This window comes from Dactylosporangium darangshiense (assembly GCF_039537565.1).
Classification (GTDB): Bacteria; Actinomycetota; Actinomycetes; order Mycobacteriales; family Micromonosporaceae; genus Dactylosporangium; species Dactylosporangium darangshiense.
On the sequence record NZ_BAABAT010000071.1, the window covers coordinates 23,530 to 39,504 of the forward strand.

The 15,975-nt window shown below is 67.0% G+C and carries 11 protein-coding genes and 5 pseudogenes; 11 read left to right on the top strand and 5 right to left on the bottom strand.

Features of this window, described 5'->3' with window-relative positions; all coding sequences use genetic code 11:
• Positions 1–32: 32 nt before the first annotated feature.
• The 4 genes from ABD901_RS54135 to ABD901_RS54150 are packed head-to-tail and all read right to left on the bottom strand — an operon-like array spanning position 33 to position 4,021.
• On the bottom strand, positions 33–953 hold the full coding sequence (locus ABD901_RS54135) for a carbohydrate ABC transporter permease (RefSeq protein ID WP_345143020.1): 921 nt from the start codon (positions 951–953) through the stop codon (positions 33–35).
• Complete coding sequence (locus ABD901_RS54140) at positions 950–2,224, bottom strand: ABC transporter permease subunit (protein ID WP_345143023.1); 1,275 nt, start codon at positions 2,222–2,224, stop codon at positions 950–952. The genes ABD901_RS54135 and ABD901_RS54140 overlap by 4 nt, the downstream gene beginning before the upstream one ends.
• Positions 2,224–3,525, bottom strand: coding sequence for an ABC transporter substrate-binding protein (locus tag ABD901_RS54145; RefSeq protein ID WP_345143026.1), 1,302 nt, complete (start codon positions 3,523–3,525; stop codon positions 2,224–2,226). Before ABD901_RS54145 ends, ABD901_RS54140 begins: the two co-directional genes overlap by 1 nt.
• Positions 3,526–3,535: 10 nt before the next feature.
• Positions 3,536–4,021: an ATP-binding cassette domain-containing protein gene (locus ABD901_RS54150; RefSeq protein ID WP_345143029.1), complete on the bottom strand. Its 486-nt coding sequence runs from the start codon at positions 4,019–4,021 to the stop codon at positions 3,536–3,538.
• A gap of 339 nt (positions 4,022–4,360) precedes the next feature.
• On the opposite strand from ABD901_RS54150, the gene ABD901_RS54155 reads away from it, so the two are divergent.
• The 10 genes and pseudogenes from ABD901_RS54155 to ABD901_RS54195 all read left to right on the top strand — a co-directional run.
• Positions 4,361–5,494 (top strand): uroporphyrinogen-III synthase, encoded by a 1,134-nt coding sequence (locus tag ABD901_RS54155; protein WP_345143032.1) that lies wholly within the window; start codon positions 4,361–4,363, stop codon positions 5,492–5,494.
• Positions 5,495–5,853: 359 nt separating this feature from the next.
• Positions 5,854–6,339: pseudogene (locus ABD901_RS59375) on the top strand (IS701 family transposase); the annotation flags it as partial.
• A 143-nt stretch (positions 6,340–6,482) separates the two neighbouring features.
• Entirely contained in the window at positions 6,483–6,989 is a 507-nt protein-coding gene (locus tag ABD901_RS54160; protein ID WP_345143034.1) for a hypothetical protein, read from the top strand.
• Positions 6,990–7,362: 373 nt separating this feature from the next.
• A complete protein-coding gene (locus tag ABD901_RS54165) occupies positions 7,363–8,607 on the top strand; it encodes an IS110 family RNA-guided transposase (protein WP_345143037.1) in 1,245 nt (414 codons plus the stop codon).
• A 23-nt stretch (positions 8,608–8,630) separates the two neighbouring features.
• Positions 8,631–9,305: pseudogene (locus ABD901_RS54170) on the top strand (IS630 family transposase); the annotation flags it as partial.
• A 623-nt stretch (positions 9,306–9,928) separates the two neighbouring features.
• Entirely contained in the window at positions 9,929–11,770 is a 1,842-nt protein-coding gene (gene ltrA / locus ABD901_RS54175) for a group II intron reverse transcriptase/maturase (RefSeq protein ID WP_345143040.1), read from the top strand.
• A 68-nt stretch (positions 11,771–11,838) separates the two neighbouring features.
• Positions 11,839–12,057: pseudogene (locus ABD901_RS54180) on the top strand (IS630 family transposase); the annotation flags it as partial.
• Between the two features lie 132 nt (positions 12,058–12,189).
• A complete protein-coding gene (locus tag ABD901_RS54185) occupies positions 12,190–14,124 on the top strand; it encodes a hypothetical protein (protein ID WP_345143044.1) in 1,935 nt (644 codons plus the stop codon).
• Positions 14,125–14,157: 33 nt separating this feature from the next.
• On the top strand, positions 14,158–14,448 hold the full coding sequence (locus tag ABD901_RS54190; RefSeq protein WP_345143047.1) for a hypothetical protein: 291 nt from the start codon (positions 14,158–14,160) through the stop codon (positions 14,446–14,448).
• 123 nt (positions 14,449–14,571) lie between these two features.
• Positions 14,572–14,975, top strand: a pseudogene (locus ABD901_RS54195) (transposase); the annotation flags it as partial.
• Between the two features lie 72 nt (positions 14,976–15,047).
• On the opposite strand, the pseudogene ABD901_RS54200 reads toward ABD901_RS54195, so the two are convergent.
• Positions 15,048–15,494, bottom strand: a pseudogene (locus tag ABD901_RS54200) (reverse transcriptase domain-containing protein); the annotation flags it as partial.
• Positions 15,495–15,558: 64 nt separating this feature from the next.
• On the opposite strand from ABD901_RS54200, the gene ABD901_RS54205 reads away from it, so the two are divergent.
• Positions 15,559–15,780 (top strand): hypothetical protein, encoded by a 222-nt coding sequence (locus ABD901_RS54205; RefSeq protein WP_345143052.1) that lies wholly within the window; start codon positions 15,559–15,561, stop codon positions 15,778–15,780.
• Positions 15,781–15,975 lie beyond the last annotated feature (195 nt).

Below are 15,975 nucleotides of genomic sequence, written 5' to 3' on the forward strand. Positions count from 1 at the left end.
AGGCGGTCGCGAGGGCGGGATGGTGGTACGGCCTACCGGACGGAGCCGGCAAGCATGCTCTGCAGGAAGAAGCGTTGGAACACGAAGAAGACCAGCAGCGGCACCGCCATCGACACGAATGCGCCGGGGGCGATGACGTCGATGTTGGACGGGAATGAACGCATCTGCTCCTGCAGCGCCGAGGTGATCGGCGCGTTGTCCGAGTCGGCGAAGACGAGGGCGACGATGAGGTCGTTCCACACCCACACGAACTGGAACACTGCCAGCGATGCCAGCGCCGGTCGGCCGAGCGGCAGCACGACACGGCGAAAGATCGCGAACTCACTGCCGCCATCCGTCCGCGCGGCCTCGATCAGATCAGGCGGGATCGCGACATAGAAATTGCGGAGCAGAAAGATCGCGAACGGCAGGCCGAACGCGACATGGAACGCCACGACCGCGGGAACGGTGCCGTAGAGGCCGAGCACCCGGAACAACCGTGTGTCGGGGATGATCGCTACCTGCACCGGTACGGCGATGAGCCCGACGAGGGTCAGCATGATGGTGTGCTGGCCGCGGAAATCCAGCCACGCCAACGGGTATGCGGCGGCGGCACCGACCGCCACCACGAGCACTGTCGACGGGATCGAGATCAGCACCGTGTTCCACAGAGCGTGGGTGAGCCGGCCGTCGGCGAGCAGGTCACGGTAGTTGCGTAGCGTCAGCTGGGCCGGCTCCCCGAGGACTGTCCACCAGCCGGTGCCGCTGTTGTCGGCGGGGCTGCGCAGGCTGGCGATGGCGAGGCCGAGGGTCGGCGCCAGCCACCACAGGCCGGTCGCGACGATGGCGACCTGGGCAGCGCCGCGGCCGAGCCGCCGCATGGCGCGTATGGTCGGGCTCGGCCGCGGCGGGCCGGTCGGCTCGGTGCCGGCAGGCTGCAGCTCCGGCACACCGACCGGGGCGAAGATGGTCACCGTTCGCCCCTTCGCAGGCGATGCACGTTGTACAGGACGCCCGGTAGGGTGAGCACGAGCAGCAGCACGCCCAGGGCGCTGCTGCGCCCGATGTTGTCGAATGACGAGCGCCACATCTCCAGCGCGACGACCGACGCCGGGCCCTGCGCCGATTCCGGTGCGACGACCAGCACCAGGTCGAACACCTTGAGCACGTTGACGGTCATGGTCACCAGGATGACCACGACAACGGGGCGCAGCAGCGGCACCGTGACCTGTCGCAGGACCTGCCATTCGCTGGCGCCGTCGACCCGGGCGGCATCGAGGGTCTCCCTCGGGATCGCCGCCAGCCCGGCCGTCACCAACACCATCGCGAAACCGGCCCAGATCCAGATGTACGCGCCGATGATCGCCGGAGTGACGAGGGAGGGACCCAGCCAGGTGAGGCCCACGAACGGCTCGGTGAAGTTGTCGGCGGCGAGCCGCACGACGTAACCCTGCCCGGTCAGTTCCGGCACGACGAAGGTGCCGTCTGCGGCAGTGCGGGTCCGCGCGACAACCGTGCCGTCGCGCAGCACCTCCACTGCCACGTCCGGCAGGCCGCGTTCACCAGCGTCGACGGTGCCGGGCCGACCGCCTGTCGCGGTGAAGTCGGACCAGACCACGCCATGGACCCCGGACTCCATGATGCTGGTGTCGCTGCCGGCCTGCGTCGCGGACTTCGGCAACTGTCGGGGTGCCAGCCCGACCAGCGGCAGCAGGACCGTTTCGTCGGCGGCAACGGTTCGGCTCGTTTGCAGGCCGCCGTTATACGACACGACGGCCTGCCCGTCGCGGGCCTGCGCGCCGTGGTACCGCGACGGCGGCTTGAACGTGTCGTGGATGCCGACGACGACCGCGTTGAGCACGCCCCGGTCCGGACTCTCGTCGTACACGAGCCGGAACGTGACCCCGGCGGAGACCAACGAGATCGCCATCGGCATGAACAGCACGACCCGAAACGCAGTGGAGCGGCGAACCTTCTGGGCGAGGACCGCCACCAGCAGCCCGGTCGCGGTGACGAGGTTCGGCGCGACGACAATCCAGACGGCGTTGTTGAGCAGCGCCCGGCGGATCTGCGCCGCGGTGAGGACGTCGACGTAATTGGCCAGCCCGACGCTGTCGCGACCGGCCGCGTCATGAACGCTCAGCCACAGCGTGTGCCCGACCGGGAAAGCGATCAGAGCAACCACGAGCAGCACGGCAGGCGCGAGGAACCACGCCGCGGTGGAGAACCTGGCTGAGCGGGCCATCACATGACCCCGTACGCCTTGCCGGCGGCGTCCTCGAGCCGCCCCGCAACCACCGCCGGATCGGTGTCCGGCGCGGCGAGGTACGCCTGCAGCAACCGCCACATGCTCGCCCCGTTGCCGCCGCCGAAACTGCGCGGCGTCATATCCGACAGATCGAAGCGCAACGTCTCCGCCTGCAGCAGGGTCTCAGCCAGCGCCCGGGTGGTCGAGTTGGGATAAACGCCGGTATCCAGGTCGCGGTTGACCGACAGGAAGCCGCCGCGTCTTGCCATGATCGCGGCAGCCTCCGGCGACGCCAGGTACGCCATGAGCGCCATCGTCACCGGTCGGCCGGTGAATGCCACCGCGGCGTCACCGCCGGCCACGACCGCGCTGCCAGTACCGTCGACGGACGGCCACGCGAAGTACCGGGCACCGTCACCGACACGATATGCGCCGAGTTTGGCGATCTCGGTGGTGACGAAATCCGCCTCGTACAGCATTGCCGAGTTGGGCTTCGGCCCGAAGACGTCGGCGACCGAGCGGGTGAACGTGGTCTGCAGCGCACCGTTCGGGCCGCCCTGCAGGAACCGTGGCGACCCCCAGTACCGGCCCATCGTGCGCAGTGTCTGCACGACTGTCGGATCGGTCCAGCGCAGCTGGTGCGCGGCAAGCCGGTCGTACTTCTCGGCGCCGGCGAGCTGCAGGTAGACGTTTTCGAACCAGTCGGTGAGCGGCCAGCCGTCGGCGCCCGGCACCGTCATCGCCGCCGTGCCGGAGTCGACGAGCGTCTGCGACACCGCCGCCAGCTCGTCGAGCGTCACAGGCGGGTGGACTCCCGCCGCGGTGAACGCGTCGGTGCGGTACCAGATGACCGACTTGTTCGCGGCCTTGAAGTACACCCCGTAAAGCTGGCCGCCAATGGTACCGAGCTGCTGCCATTGCGGCGAGAAGTGGGCTCGGACCGCCTGGGCAGCGGCGCCGGTGATCGGCTTCGCTGCACCGGTGGCCGCGTATTGGGCGACAACTCCGGGCTGCGGAATCATGGCGATGTCGGGTGGCTTTCCTCGTCCGATGCGCGAGGAAACCAACACATCGAGGTCGCTGCCGCCGGAGGTGTACCGCACCCGTGCACCCGTCTGCTTGGCGAACTCGCGCAGGACGCGCTCGAAGTTCGCCTGCTCGGCGCCGGTCCAGCTGCCCGCGACCTCGACGGGCTGTCCGGTGTACGGCTTGGTCGGCGCCGTTTCGGCGCCGCAGCCGGCCACCAGCAGGACGACGCACGACAGCCCGGCGGCAGCGGCGCGACGCGGCAACCTCACCACAGCCGCCTCACCACAGACTCCGCCCGTTGTCGGCGTCGAATGCCAACAGGTGCCGGGTGTCGACAGCGAGCATGATCGCCCCACCCACGTCGACGCTCGATCGGCGGCTCACCCTCGCCACCAACGTCGGCGCGGGTTGCCGGCCACCGGCCGCGTCGGCGAGCTCCAGGTGGACGACCCGGTCCTGGCCGGCCTGACGGACCAACCGCACCCGGCCATGCAGCACCACCGCCGCCGGTCCCGCGGTGGCGGGCAGCCCGACAACGGCATCCTGCAGATGCTCGGGCCGGACTCCGATGACGATGTGCCGGCCGAGGTACCGGCGCAGCGCCGGGCGTAGCCGCACCAGTGCCGGCACCGGCACCTGCTGGTCACCGACGACAAGGACGGGACTGATGAGGCGCTCGATGAGCATCGCCGGGACCAGGTTGATCGGCGGCTCTGCCACGACCAGTGGGTCGGCGTCTCGAGCAAGCACGCTGATGTTGCTCATCGGCCTCTCCCTGTTGCATGCGTGTCGTGTCAGACGAGTGTCGGTGCTCGCCGATGCCGCGCACCAGGGGCGGCCGCCACGTGTGATCGTTCCGCAAAGCGCCTCACAAGATCATCGCATCGCCCACTTCGTTGCGCAGCGCGCCGTCCGAGCCCGGACCACTCGCCGTGACCTGCGTGGCGGAGCCTGCGGGATCGCATGCGATGCACACTCCAGCGGCCGACGCCGGGCCGAAAGTTGCCAATCGGTGATCTACCGGCGCGCCCTCGGCGCCACCGACTGGACATACGATCCGGACCCGACCCACCGCCCTCGCCCGGTCGGGAAAGGAGACCCGTGGTGCGGAAACGGGCGGGCACCGACGGCGCCGAGGACGATGCCGTCGATCCGGCACTGCTGGGTGGCTTCACCATCGCCGTGATCAGCCATCGTCGCCGGCACCGCCTCGCCGATCTGCTCGAGCAGCACGGCGCCCGGGTTGTGTCGGTACAGGGCGTCCGGGCAGTGCCGCAGCCGGACCTGAACGCAATACGCCGGGCCACCACGGTGTGTCTCGACGCACCCCTCGACGACGTCGTGGTCTCATCCGCCACCGGTGTGCGGGCGTTGGTGCAGGCGGTACCTGATCCGGATCGGCTGCTGGCGGCATTTCGCTCGGCGCGCCTGCTGGCCGCCGACGCCCGCACCGCGGACGCCTTGCGGGGCAACGGCCTGCGCGACATCATGTCGACCGCGGCCGGGTCCACCGACGAGCTGTACCGGTACCTGCTGACCCACCAACCGGCCGGGCGGCGCATTGCCGCCCTACTCGACGCACCGAACCAGGCCGAAGCTTGCCGATCGCTGCGCACTCTTGGCGCTGACGTGATCGAAGTACCTACATATGTGACTGAGCCGCCGAACGACGTGCTCGGAGTGCGGCGCGTCGTCGAGCTGGTGAGCCGCCGCCAGATCAACGCGGTCGCCTGGCTCGACCCAGTCGCAGCCGGCCACGTACTACGCTTCGCCGCCGACCACGGCCGGCTGCCGGCCGTAGCCGCCCAGCTCGGCACACACATCCCGACCGTCTGCCGCGGTCCGCTCGCCGCCGCCACGCTTCGCAGCCACGGCGTGCAGGCGGCGGTACCGCCGATGCCGTTCGACGAGGAGACAGCCGCACTGGTGGCCAGGTCGGTCCTCGATCGGACGGTGCACGTCGCCGTCGGCGCCCGGGCACTGGAGGTGCGGGGACACGCGGCGGTACTCGACGGGCGGCTGTACCCGATCCAGCAAGGCCCTGTCGACGTGCTGCGGGCCCTCGCCCGGGAGCCGGGAAAGGTGTTCTCCAACGCAGACATTCGGCGACTGGTACCCAGCCTGACCGACGTCGACGACCACGCGATCGAGATGGCGGTGTCCCGGTTGCGCCGCGCGGTGCCGGGCCTCGACCTCGTGCAGACGGTGATCAAACACGGGTACCGCCTCGCCGTCTGATGTAGTTCGCGGGCATCAGGAGGGCCGCGGCCCAGGTCGAGGAAGCCTGCCGGTGGAGATCGATGTGTTGGCGTAGCTGGTCCAGTCCCCAGCGGGGTAGCCGCAAAGCATTGGGATTCGAACTCACCGGCAACGCGGCGAAGGTCGGGTCCTGGATCGGCGCGATCGTATGGTGCTGGGTCTGGGTTGATCATCTGGCGGGTGGTGGCGGGAAGCTGGTCAAGCCGCCGGTCGGTGGTGGTGGGCGGCCGATCCGGTTGGATCCGGGGTGGCCAAGCGCGGCGGGGTCGACACGTCTAGCGGTAGTTTGTTGACTTCGGTGGATGGCTGGACGGTCGGGCTGACGGGACGCCGGTGCGGTCAACGGCCGGCGGTTGGAACTGCTGCAGGCCGATCCGGGCACCGCCTGGCACGCCGGGGGTGTGTTGGTCATCGACGATTCCGGTGACCGAAAGGCCGGACGGCGCACTGCTCATGTCGGGCGGCAGTGGCTGGGCCGCTACGGCAAGACCGACAACGGTGTGGTTACTGTGACCACGTTGTGGGCCGACGAGCGGGTCTACTATCCGTTGCACGCCCGGGCGTACACCCCGGCGTCGCACTTCCCGAAGAGCCGCACCGATCCCGATTTCCGGACCAAGCCGCGCATCGCCGGGCAGCTGGTGGCCGAGGCGCGCACGGCCGGTGTTGCCTGCCGGGCGGTGGTGGCCGACTGCGGTTACGGCGACCACGACGAGCTGCGCGGGGAACTGCAGCAGGCCGGCTGGGGGTTCGTGCTGGCACTCAAACCGTCGCGCGGCGCGTGGCAGTACGGCGCCGAGGCGTACACCCCGAAAGACGCCGCCCGGGCTGTGCCGTGGAACGGCCTGACGATCCCGGCAGGTGGAGCCGGGTACGGCGCCGGTTCCGTGACGGGCACACCGAGACCTGGTGGGCGGCTGACGCGTCGCTGGGCTGGTGGGGACCGGACGGGCAGACCCGCCTCGTCGTGGCTACCACCGACCCAGCCACGTTGCCGGACAAGGCAACCTGGTACCTGGCGACCAACCTGCCCCGCCCCGGCGGCCCCCATGCCACCCCCGACAGCCGGCACGAAGCCGCGGGTCTGGTCGAGGTGGTGCGGTTGTACGGGATGCGGAACTGGATCGAACAGAGTTACAAGCAGGTCAAGGACGAGCTCGGCTGGGCCGACTTCCAGGTCCGCTCCGCCGTCGCGATCGAGCGTCACCAGAACCTCGTCCACTGCGCGTTCGCGTTCTGCTGGAAGGCCTGGTTCGACCACCATCCCGATCAACCGTCCACACTGGACACTCCCAGCGAACCGAGTGCGGACCCGTCACCCGACGGGCCCGCAGAGAGGGGGCCCTGCACCGCCCCAGCCGGTGACACACCCGTGCTGGCCCAAGACCCTCCGCGCGGTCCGCGCCTGGTTGACCCCCTGGCTGCGGCTGCAACGCTGGTGGAGCGCCTGGTCCGACAAGCCCCCACCCACTGAACTCCAACAACTCCTCGACGCCCTCGCCCGCGGCCACGGCATCGACCTCTACCTACCACCCTGAAGTCAACAAACTACCGCTAAATTTAATGGGTCCTACCGAGAGCTGGACGGCGTTGCCTCCGGAGGGCTGTCGCTGCGGAAGACTCTCGGGCGGTAGCCGCCGATGGGTGAGCACTCTTGGACCCTGGACGTCAAAAAGTGTCTGCACTGAGACCGTGCCCCCGCTGGCGTCCCGGGGAGGTTGACCGTTGATGGGGTGTCGTGCCGTTCGGGCGCTGATTGCTGCCGAGATGAGCACTGATCCATTAGGGCGCGTGCTGTTCTCCCTTGGCTACTGGTCGATGTGATCGAGCTGAGGAAGGGAGGAACGTTGCTGTTCATCGGTGATGACTGGGCCGAGGACCATCATGATGTTGAGCTCCAGGACGACGCCGGACGGGTTGTGGCGCGCCGCCGGCTCCCGGAAGGGATCTTGGGCATCTCGGGGCTGCATGCGTTGGTCGCTGAACACGTCGGTGGGTTGGATGCTGTTAGCGGTGGACGCGGCGAGGCTGGTGTGGTCGTTGGGATCGAGACGGATCGGGGGCCGTGGGTTGAGGCCTTGATCGCGGCGGGCTACCAGGTCTATGCCGTCAATCCGAAGCAGGCGAGCCGGTTCAAGGAACGCTATGGCGCTTCAGGTGCCAAGAGCGACAAGGGCGACGCGCACGCGTTGGCTGACATGGTTCGTATCGACCGGGCCCAGCTGCGGGCGGTGGCTGGCGACACGTCATCAGCGCAAGCGATCAAGGTTGTCGCGCGGGCGCATCAGACGATGGTCTGGGAACGGACTCGCACCATGCTGCGGCTGCGGTCGGCGCTGCGGGAGTACTTCCCGGCCGCGTTGATCGCCTACGAGCGGCTGGGATTGGCCGGCGCGGACACCCTCGAGCTGCTGCAGACCGCTCCCTCTCCAGCTGCGGCAGCCGCCTTGGACATCGAGGTGATCGTCGCTGCGCTTCGCAGGGTCCACCGTCACAACGTCCGCGCCAAAGCCGCGGACGTCGTCGCCGCGCTGCACAGCGAGCATCTTGGCCGTTCAACAGCGGTGACGGAAGCCTACGCAGCGACCGTCGCCGCGCTGAGTGCTGTGATCGCTGCGTTCAACATCCAGGTCAAGCAGCTGGAACGGCAGGTCGAAGCCCAGTTCAACGACCATCCGCACGCCGAAATCTACCGCTCCCAGCCTGGCGTCGGTGTGGTCACCGGAGCCCGGATACTGGCTGAGTTCGGCGACGACCCCGACCGCTACCGCGACGCCAAAGCACGCAAGAACTACGCCGCGACCAGCCCAGTCACCCGAGCTTCGGGCCGCAGCCGAGTCGTCCTGGCCCGCTTCGTGCACAACGACCGACTCGTCGATGCCCTACACGCCCAGGCGTTCTCCGCCATCAACGGCTCGCCGGGCGCCCGGGCCTACTACGACAAACAACGCGCCCGGGAAGTCGACCACGGTCGAGCCCTGCGCCAGGTCGCCAACCGTCTGGTCGGCATCTTGCACGGCTGCCTCAAGACCGGCACGACCTACGACGAGGACACCGTCTGGTCCCACCACAACTTCACGGCCTCTGCTTGACACCGAACCGGCATGGGGTGTCTCAGTGGGCGGGTGGCCGTCCCCGCCGGATCAGTGAAGACGACGAAGCGTTCATCGTCGCGACGGCCACCACACGACCGCGGACACTCGGGCAGCCGTTCACCCGGTGGAGCCTGCGGAAACTCGCTGACTACCTCGCTCACAACACCGGCGCACGGCGGGTGCGGGTGGGTCGGGAGCGGCTGCGGGAGTTGCTGCACAAGCACGAGATCACCTTCCAGCGGACGAAGACGTGGAAGGAGACCAACGACCCGGACGCCGAAGCCAAGCTCGCCCGGATCGAGGAAGTGACCACTCTGTTCCCGGATCGGGTGTTCGCGTTCGACGAGTTCGGGCCGCTGACCATCCGACTGCACGCCGGCGCATCGTGGACCGCGGCCGGGCATCCGGATCGACTGCCGGGCAACTATCACAAGCTGCACGGCGTCCGGCAGTTCCACGCCTGCTACAGCGTCGGTGACGACACCATGTGGGGTGTCGTGCGTAGGCGAAAGTCGGCAGGCAACACCCTGGCCGCGCTCAAATCGATCCGCGCGGCACGGCCCGACAGCGCACCGGTCTACGTCATTCTGGACAACCTGTCCGCCCACAAGGGCAAGCAGATCCGGGCCTGGGCCGGCCGCAACCGGGTGGAGCTGTGTTTCACCCCGACCTACTCGTCATGGGCAAACCCGATCGTGCGACACGATGCCGCTTGAGAGCAGTGGTGCTTCACCGGAGGAGGTTCGGCTGATGTCGAAGGTGTAGTGCTCGGTCCAGTGCGCAAGGACCGTCCCCGCCTCGGCGTGCGTCGCGGGTAACCGTGGGGTGCGAAGCCCGGGGTTGCGGCCCAAGGGTTCCTGTTCCATCCAGGGGCCACAGGCTGGGGAAGGCCGGACGGGTGAATGACGTGAACCCTCGATGACGCCTCGACATTGCCGCTCTCGCTCGATGGGATGTTTCAGCGGGAGACAGGGACCGGCCGTTGTAAGGCGGCGGGTGCCATCCGGAGGGATTGGGCCGGGTGGGAGCGCACCACCGTCCCCGGGGTTCAGAGGGCACCCAACCCGGTCGCGTCTGTCTCATGTGGAACGTGACAACCCCGACGGGGTCCAGGCTGTGTCGCCTGGTAGGTCGTCCGTGAGGACGGCCGATGCCCCGGCGGGCGCAGGACGACCCGAGAAGCGAATGCCGGCTGTCGAAAGGCAACGGGAACCCGGTGACGGTAACGCTGGCACTCCGCCGGTGGTCATCGCATAACCGGCCGGATAGGGGCTGCTGCCCTGGCCTGAAAGGGCGCTGACGCGGGTCGGGTGAGCCTGTGAAGTTCGAGCTGTGCTGGGCACCGGAACCGAAGGGCAAGTTAGACACGATGACGGCGATGGCTTTCGCGGTGGCGATGGCGGCTCTCGGAGTGAACGGACCGGAGGGCGAGGTCCCCGGCTGGGACGCCATCATCTGGCGCGCCCAGGAGGACCACGTACGGCGGCTGCGGCAGCGGATCTTCGCGGCGTCGCGGGATGGGGACCTGAAGAAGGTCCGGAACTTGCAGAAGTTGATGTTGCGTTCCCGCAGCAACGCCCTCGTGGCGGTGCGGCGGGTGACGGAGCTCAACGCTGGCCGCAAGACCGCCGGGGTGGACCGGCAGGTCGTGGTGACCGCGTCGCAGAAGGCCGAACTGGCTGACTGGATGCAACACCACGCCAAGCCGTGGTCACCCCGACCGGTCAGGCGAGCGTATGTGCCCAAGAGCAACGGGCGCCGCCGCGGGCTCGGGATTCCGGTGATCGCCGACCGGGCGTTGCAAGCTCTGACGGTCAACGCGTTGGAGCCCGAGTGGGAGGCCCGGTTCGAACCGAAGAGCTACGGCTTCCGGCCAGGTCGTGGATGCCACGACGCGATCGTGGCCATCCACACGACGTCCAGCCGCACCGACGCGAAGCGTCTGTGGGTGCTCGACGCCGACCTGGCGGCGGCATTCGACCGCCTCGACCACGAGCACATCTATCAGTCGCTGGGTGCCTTCCCTGGTCGGGGACTGGTGCGGCAGTGGCTGAAAGCCGGCGTGGTCGAGGACGGCCGGTTCACCACTACCGAGGAGGGTGCTCCTCAGGGTGGGGTGATCAGCCCGTTGCTCATGAACGTCGCGCTGCACGGCATGGAGACCGCCGCCGGGGTCCGGTACTACGACACCGGCACGAACGCCGGCAAGACAGTACCGAATTGCCCTGTGGTGGTCCGCTACGCCGACGACCTGGTCGCCCTGTGTCACTCCCGTGAGCAGGCCGAACAGGTCAAGGCGCGGCTCGACGCGTGGTTGACGCCCAGGGGTCTGGTCTTCAACGAGGACAAGACCCGGATCACGCACCTGGATCAGGGGATGGACTTCCTGGGGTTCGCCATTCGCCGCTATCCCAACGGGAAGTTGTTGACCAAGCCGAGCAACGATGCATTGCGGCGGATCCGCAGGCGGCTGACCGTTGAAGTGAAGGCCCTGCGCGGGGCCAACGCCGACGCGGTGATCGCCAAGCTCAACCCGATCATCACCGGGTGGGCCGCCTACTACCGGATCGGGGTGTCCAAACGCATGTTCAACGCATTGGACGCGCACCTGTGGAAATTGGTCTACAAGTGGGCCAGGCTCTCCCACCCGAACAAGCCGACGCGCTGGATCATCGCCCGGCACTTCGGCATGTTCAACCCCGCCAGGCAGGACAAGTGGATATTCGGCAGCCGGGAGACCGGTTTCTATCTCCGCAAGTTCGTCTGGACACCGATCGTCCGGCACCGGATGGTGGCAGGAACGGCGTCCCCGGACGACCCGACCCTGACCGACTACTGGGTCCAGCGACGTCGCCGCAGCCCGCCTCCGATGAGCCCGGCAACGCTGAAGCTACTCAAGCTCCAGCACGGCCGATGCCCGCTCTGCCGAGGACTGCTGCTGCACGCCAACCACGAGCCACAAAGTCCACACGAGTGGGAACAGTGGCTCACCGCTGTCCGCAGGGCGCTGCGCAAACACGCGGTCGCAGTGTGGGGTGCTGGCACGCCGGACGAACGCGCCGCAACCCGTCTCATACACACCCACTGCCGTCTACGCGCCATCAACGGCGGCAACCAACCAGCACCTCTGCCAACCCGCGAGCCTGCAGGGCTTGCTTGAGCCGGTTGCCTGGAAATCGGGCACGGCCGGTTCTGAAGGGGCCCCGGCGCAGCAATGCGCCGGGGCTACCTGACGAGGCGCACTTCGGACCGCTACGAATGTTCGTCGTCGCCGGTTCCAACCATCCCAACCATCCGGTCGCGACCCAGGCGTTGCACGACTACCTACGCTGGCGCAACGCCAACGCCCGCCACCCCGACGTCCTGGCCGCGCAACGCCGCGAACGGGCCCGGGTCCGCAGCGAACGCCAACGCCGATGGGGCCACACCGCACGCGCCGCAGCATGACCCCCGACCCGGCCAACGTTTCCGGTCAGAGCACTAGCCGGATCCGACCGGCGGAGTTATCCTATTCATCAGGTAGGTATAGTCTTGTTTTTGTCTACTCCGGCCGGGCTCGGATCGGGAGGTCAGCGCGAGATGTCGCAGCCACTGACGCTGCACGATCTTGGCGATTTGGGTGTCTTGCCGGATCTTGCTGGGGATTCGGCCGCAGTGCGGATCAACGCGCAGGCGTGGCGCCAACTTGGCGCGGGATTGCGTGAGCACAGTGACCGAGCCCTGAAAGCTATTCACAATTCGTGGGACCGTTGGCAGGGAGCGGCGGGCAACGAGTTCCGCAACGCCGCTAGGCGCGTGGCCGAATTCGCGTCCCAGCTCAGCGAGGTTAGCTTCGCGGTAGCTGAGCGCCAGGACCGCCATGCGGATGACCAGAAACGGGTGGCGGATGTCCTCAAGGAGTTGGCCATCCAGATCGCTGCGACGTTGACCATGTGGACGGTCGCTGCGTTCTTTCCTGCGCTGCTTGCTGCGGTCGAGGCCTATCTGAACCTGCTTATCGTCCAGGTGGGTCGGATACTCGCGGTCCTAGCCCGGATGTTGCGCGAACTCGTGAGTTTCTTGATCCGGGTACGCACCTGGATCGTCCAGATGACCAAGCTGACATGGCAGACTGAGAAGTTCATGATCGGCTACGGGCGCATCCTCTACGAGGGTGTCCGTGACGGGGTCGGCGACCTGCTGTCCAATGTCATTGCCACGAAGATCAGCAAACAACCATTGGACCCCGCGCTACTTTTCGTCAGCGCGGGGGCGAGCGCGGTCACCGGCGGGTTGGTCGGGCTGGTTGAGGGGGCTGGTGTCAAGAAGGTTGTCGACGAGGCTGGCCGCGTCAGACGGGCCAGTAATGGACTGCCGACGTTCTCCTCAAATGTCGAACGTTTCCGCAGGGCAGTCCGCGATTTGGGCGGGCACCGCGAGCAGACGGCAGCAAACGCAGCGCCGGTCCCGGCCCGCGTCACGGCCGAAACAGCGCGAAATTTACGCGCGGTCGACCGAGTTTTAGTGACTCATGCGGAGGCTCGCGCTCTTGGAGTCGACCTGACCGCTAAGGGCGGGCGGCGACTGGAAGAACGGCTCACCATCGCGCGTAATGTTCAGCGTCGCGTCCTCGAAGGATATCTCGCGGCCGCCGAATGGGAGCGCAGCCTTCGCAGCCGGCTGGGCACCTTGCGGACCGAATATGACAACGCCCTGGCGGACGTGCAGAAGACCCGTTCAGATCTGGCAGTACAGCGTGAACGGGTCGAGGCGGCCAGGCTTACGGGTGATAAAACGTTACTCCGGAACGAGCATCGGGGCCTGGCGGCCGCAGCCACCAAGCACGAGACGACCTCAGCAGCGGCGCAGAGTCGCTGGCAACGACTCGCCCTCGCGCAGGAGACGCAGCACATGGCGCGCGCGGAAGCGGCGAGACTGGAAAAACAATTCGACGATGCAACGGAACACCTCAAAGACGTCACACAGAGGACTGAGGTCCGACACAGACTGGTATCCCGGATCGAAGACGCGGTCGCGGAAATCAAGAAAGGCACATCCTGGGCCGAGCGAATCGCCTACGTCAAGCAACACAGTAGCTGGCGGGAAGGGTATCCGACCGCATACGAAAGCATCCCGTCGGCTGACCGGACCGTGCTCAGGCCGGTCGAATGGCAACGACAGCACCTGCCCCTATTGGGCGAGCACCCGGTAAAAGGGTACGGAAAACCGAAGGAATGGCGAGAATTCATCATTCACAATGGAATCAAAGGAATCGCCAAGGGTGCCGTGTCCAATGTAGTCATCACGGCCTACGAGTATGCGGTCGGCGACCGCAGCGCTGAAGCCATCTGGAGGGAAATGCTCTTGGGTGCTGCGTTCGGAACAGTGCGTGGATTCGTGGACGGGGCGGGGATCAACCGCACATTCTTCCAAGGGTCGATGGAAGAAATCCTGTGGCGCGCCGCCAGCAAGTCCCTCGACCGGTTCATCCGGGGCCAGCTCTCACCGTACATCGAACATGACGAATCGGATTAGCCGTTGAGTAGAATAATATTATTTACCACTGACGTGCCAAGATCGATCGCCAACGAGTTCCTCGATATGGCCGAATCTATTCGCAGGCACATAGCCGAATTCGCGACGAACCCACAACAGATGGACAGAGCCTACGGCGGCCTGAAGGATTCCGCGACCACATCGAGACAATATCGGTCCACCTCGAGCGAACTGGTCAACCTCCTCTCCGACGCCGAAGATTACTACGAATCCTTCGCCAACAGACTTATGCGTACAATGTGGGACTCTGACGAGACCGAGGCGAGGGCTGTTGCCCTCGGCTCGACATTCCCGGATGACTAGCCCCGGTCCTTCAGTAGAGGCCGGCCTGCGCTCAGGATCAGAGATAAGGAAAGTGCCTCCCGGTCTGGGATGATCTGGCTTGTCTAGGGCCCTGATCAACCTGCCACGGAAGGCACTTACCGAGTGAAGGCTACCCGAACACGTCCGAAGATCATTGTGAGTGCTGACGGGCGGGGTGTGGTCGGTCATGCCGGCGCCCGGCTCCTGGCGGATGTGGCCGAGGTGACCGGTCTGAGCCGGGCGTTCACCGACGCTCTGGCCGGGTTGCGGCAGCGGCGGAGCCGGCATGACCCTGGGCGGGTTGCGGTTGATCTGGCGGTGATGCTCGCCGACGGCGGTGAGGCCATCGCCGATCTGGCGATGCTGCGGGACCAGGCTGCGCTGTTCGGGCCGGTCGCGTCCGACCCACCGCGTGGCGACTGTTGTCCAAGATGGACAGTCGGCTCCTCGGCGGTCTGGCTGCGGCCCGGGCGCAGGCACGGGAACTCACGTGGATGCAACGGATCGAGACCCACGGCGCGCTGCCGGTGACTTCGCTGCCCGTGGCCTCGAGGATTTCTCCTTGGACGTGGCGATGGCGTGGGTTGACACGGCGTGCGTTATGCGCAGCGCTCGATCCCCAGCCTCGCGCTCACCAGCACCAAGAGGTCAACACTGTGCATTACCCAGCACTGTTCATTAGGTGGGTTATGTTCAGCTGAACATAATCCGCCTTGCGGTGTGCCGCGGTCCCGCATCAGTAGGGTGCCATCTGGCTGCTGCAGGGGCGCGACGAGCCACCGCCGGACATAGAGCAGCACCCATGGTTGGTCGGTGTGCGCCGCGACCGCTTTGACGACGAGCTCATGATCGACGCTGTCGAAGAACTTCTGGATGTCCAAGTCGATTACCCAGCTGCGCTTCCAGCAGCGCCTGCGGCATGCCGCCACCGCGTCCAGCGCCGAGCGTCCTGGCCGGTAGCCGTAGGAGTCCGGGTGGAAGATCGGTTCGACCTTCGCTTCCAGCCTCCCTGCCGCCACCGTCTGCGCGATCCTGTCCGCGACGGTCGGGACGGTGGCTTCATACTGCCTCTTCTGCTGTGATGTTTGGGGTTGTGGTGGTGGGTTTGAGGTGGACGGATCGGGCGATGCGGTGTCGGCAGGCGGCTTCGACCTGGTCGTTCCAGGGCACGCAGATCCGGCCGGCGGGTGTGCGGCGGATTTCGAGGTGGGTGTTGGCGATCCAGCTGTAGACGGCGTCGGCGCTGATACCGAGGCGGGCGGCGACCTGCTTGACGCTGAGTTCGCCGTCGTTTTGTGGTTGGGGGACGGGAACCTTGTGGGCGTGGCGTAACTGTTCAGCTGGTTCCTGGTTCGCGCAGGTCTTGATCTTGCTGGGTGGTCTGGTGCATCCTGGGCGGAGTGTCCGGTTCGCCGTTCCTCGCGCAGTTGCTGGAGCGGCTCGCCCGGCTGGATGCGGTGCTGGCGGAGCGGGACGCGGAGATCGCGGAGCGCGACGCCCGGATCGAGGCGCTGACCCGGCGGGTCG

Excerpts from the sequence above, each read along its gene's own strand:
- ABD901_RS54140 (WP_345143023.1), bottom strand. The coding sequence starts at position 2,224 with ATGGCCCGCTCAGCCAGGTTCTCCACCGCGGCGTGGTTCCTCGCGCCT.
- ABD901_RS54185 (WP_345143044.1), top strand. The coding sequence starts at position 12,190 with ATGTCGCAGCCACTGACGCTGCACGATCTTGGCGATTTGGGTGTCTTG.
- ABD901_RS54150 (WP_345143029.1), bottom strand. The coding sequence starts at position 4,021 with ATGAGCAACATCAGCGTGCTTGCTCGAGACGCCGACCCACTGGTCGTG.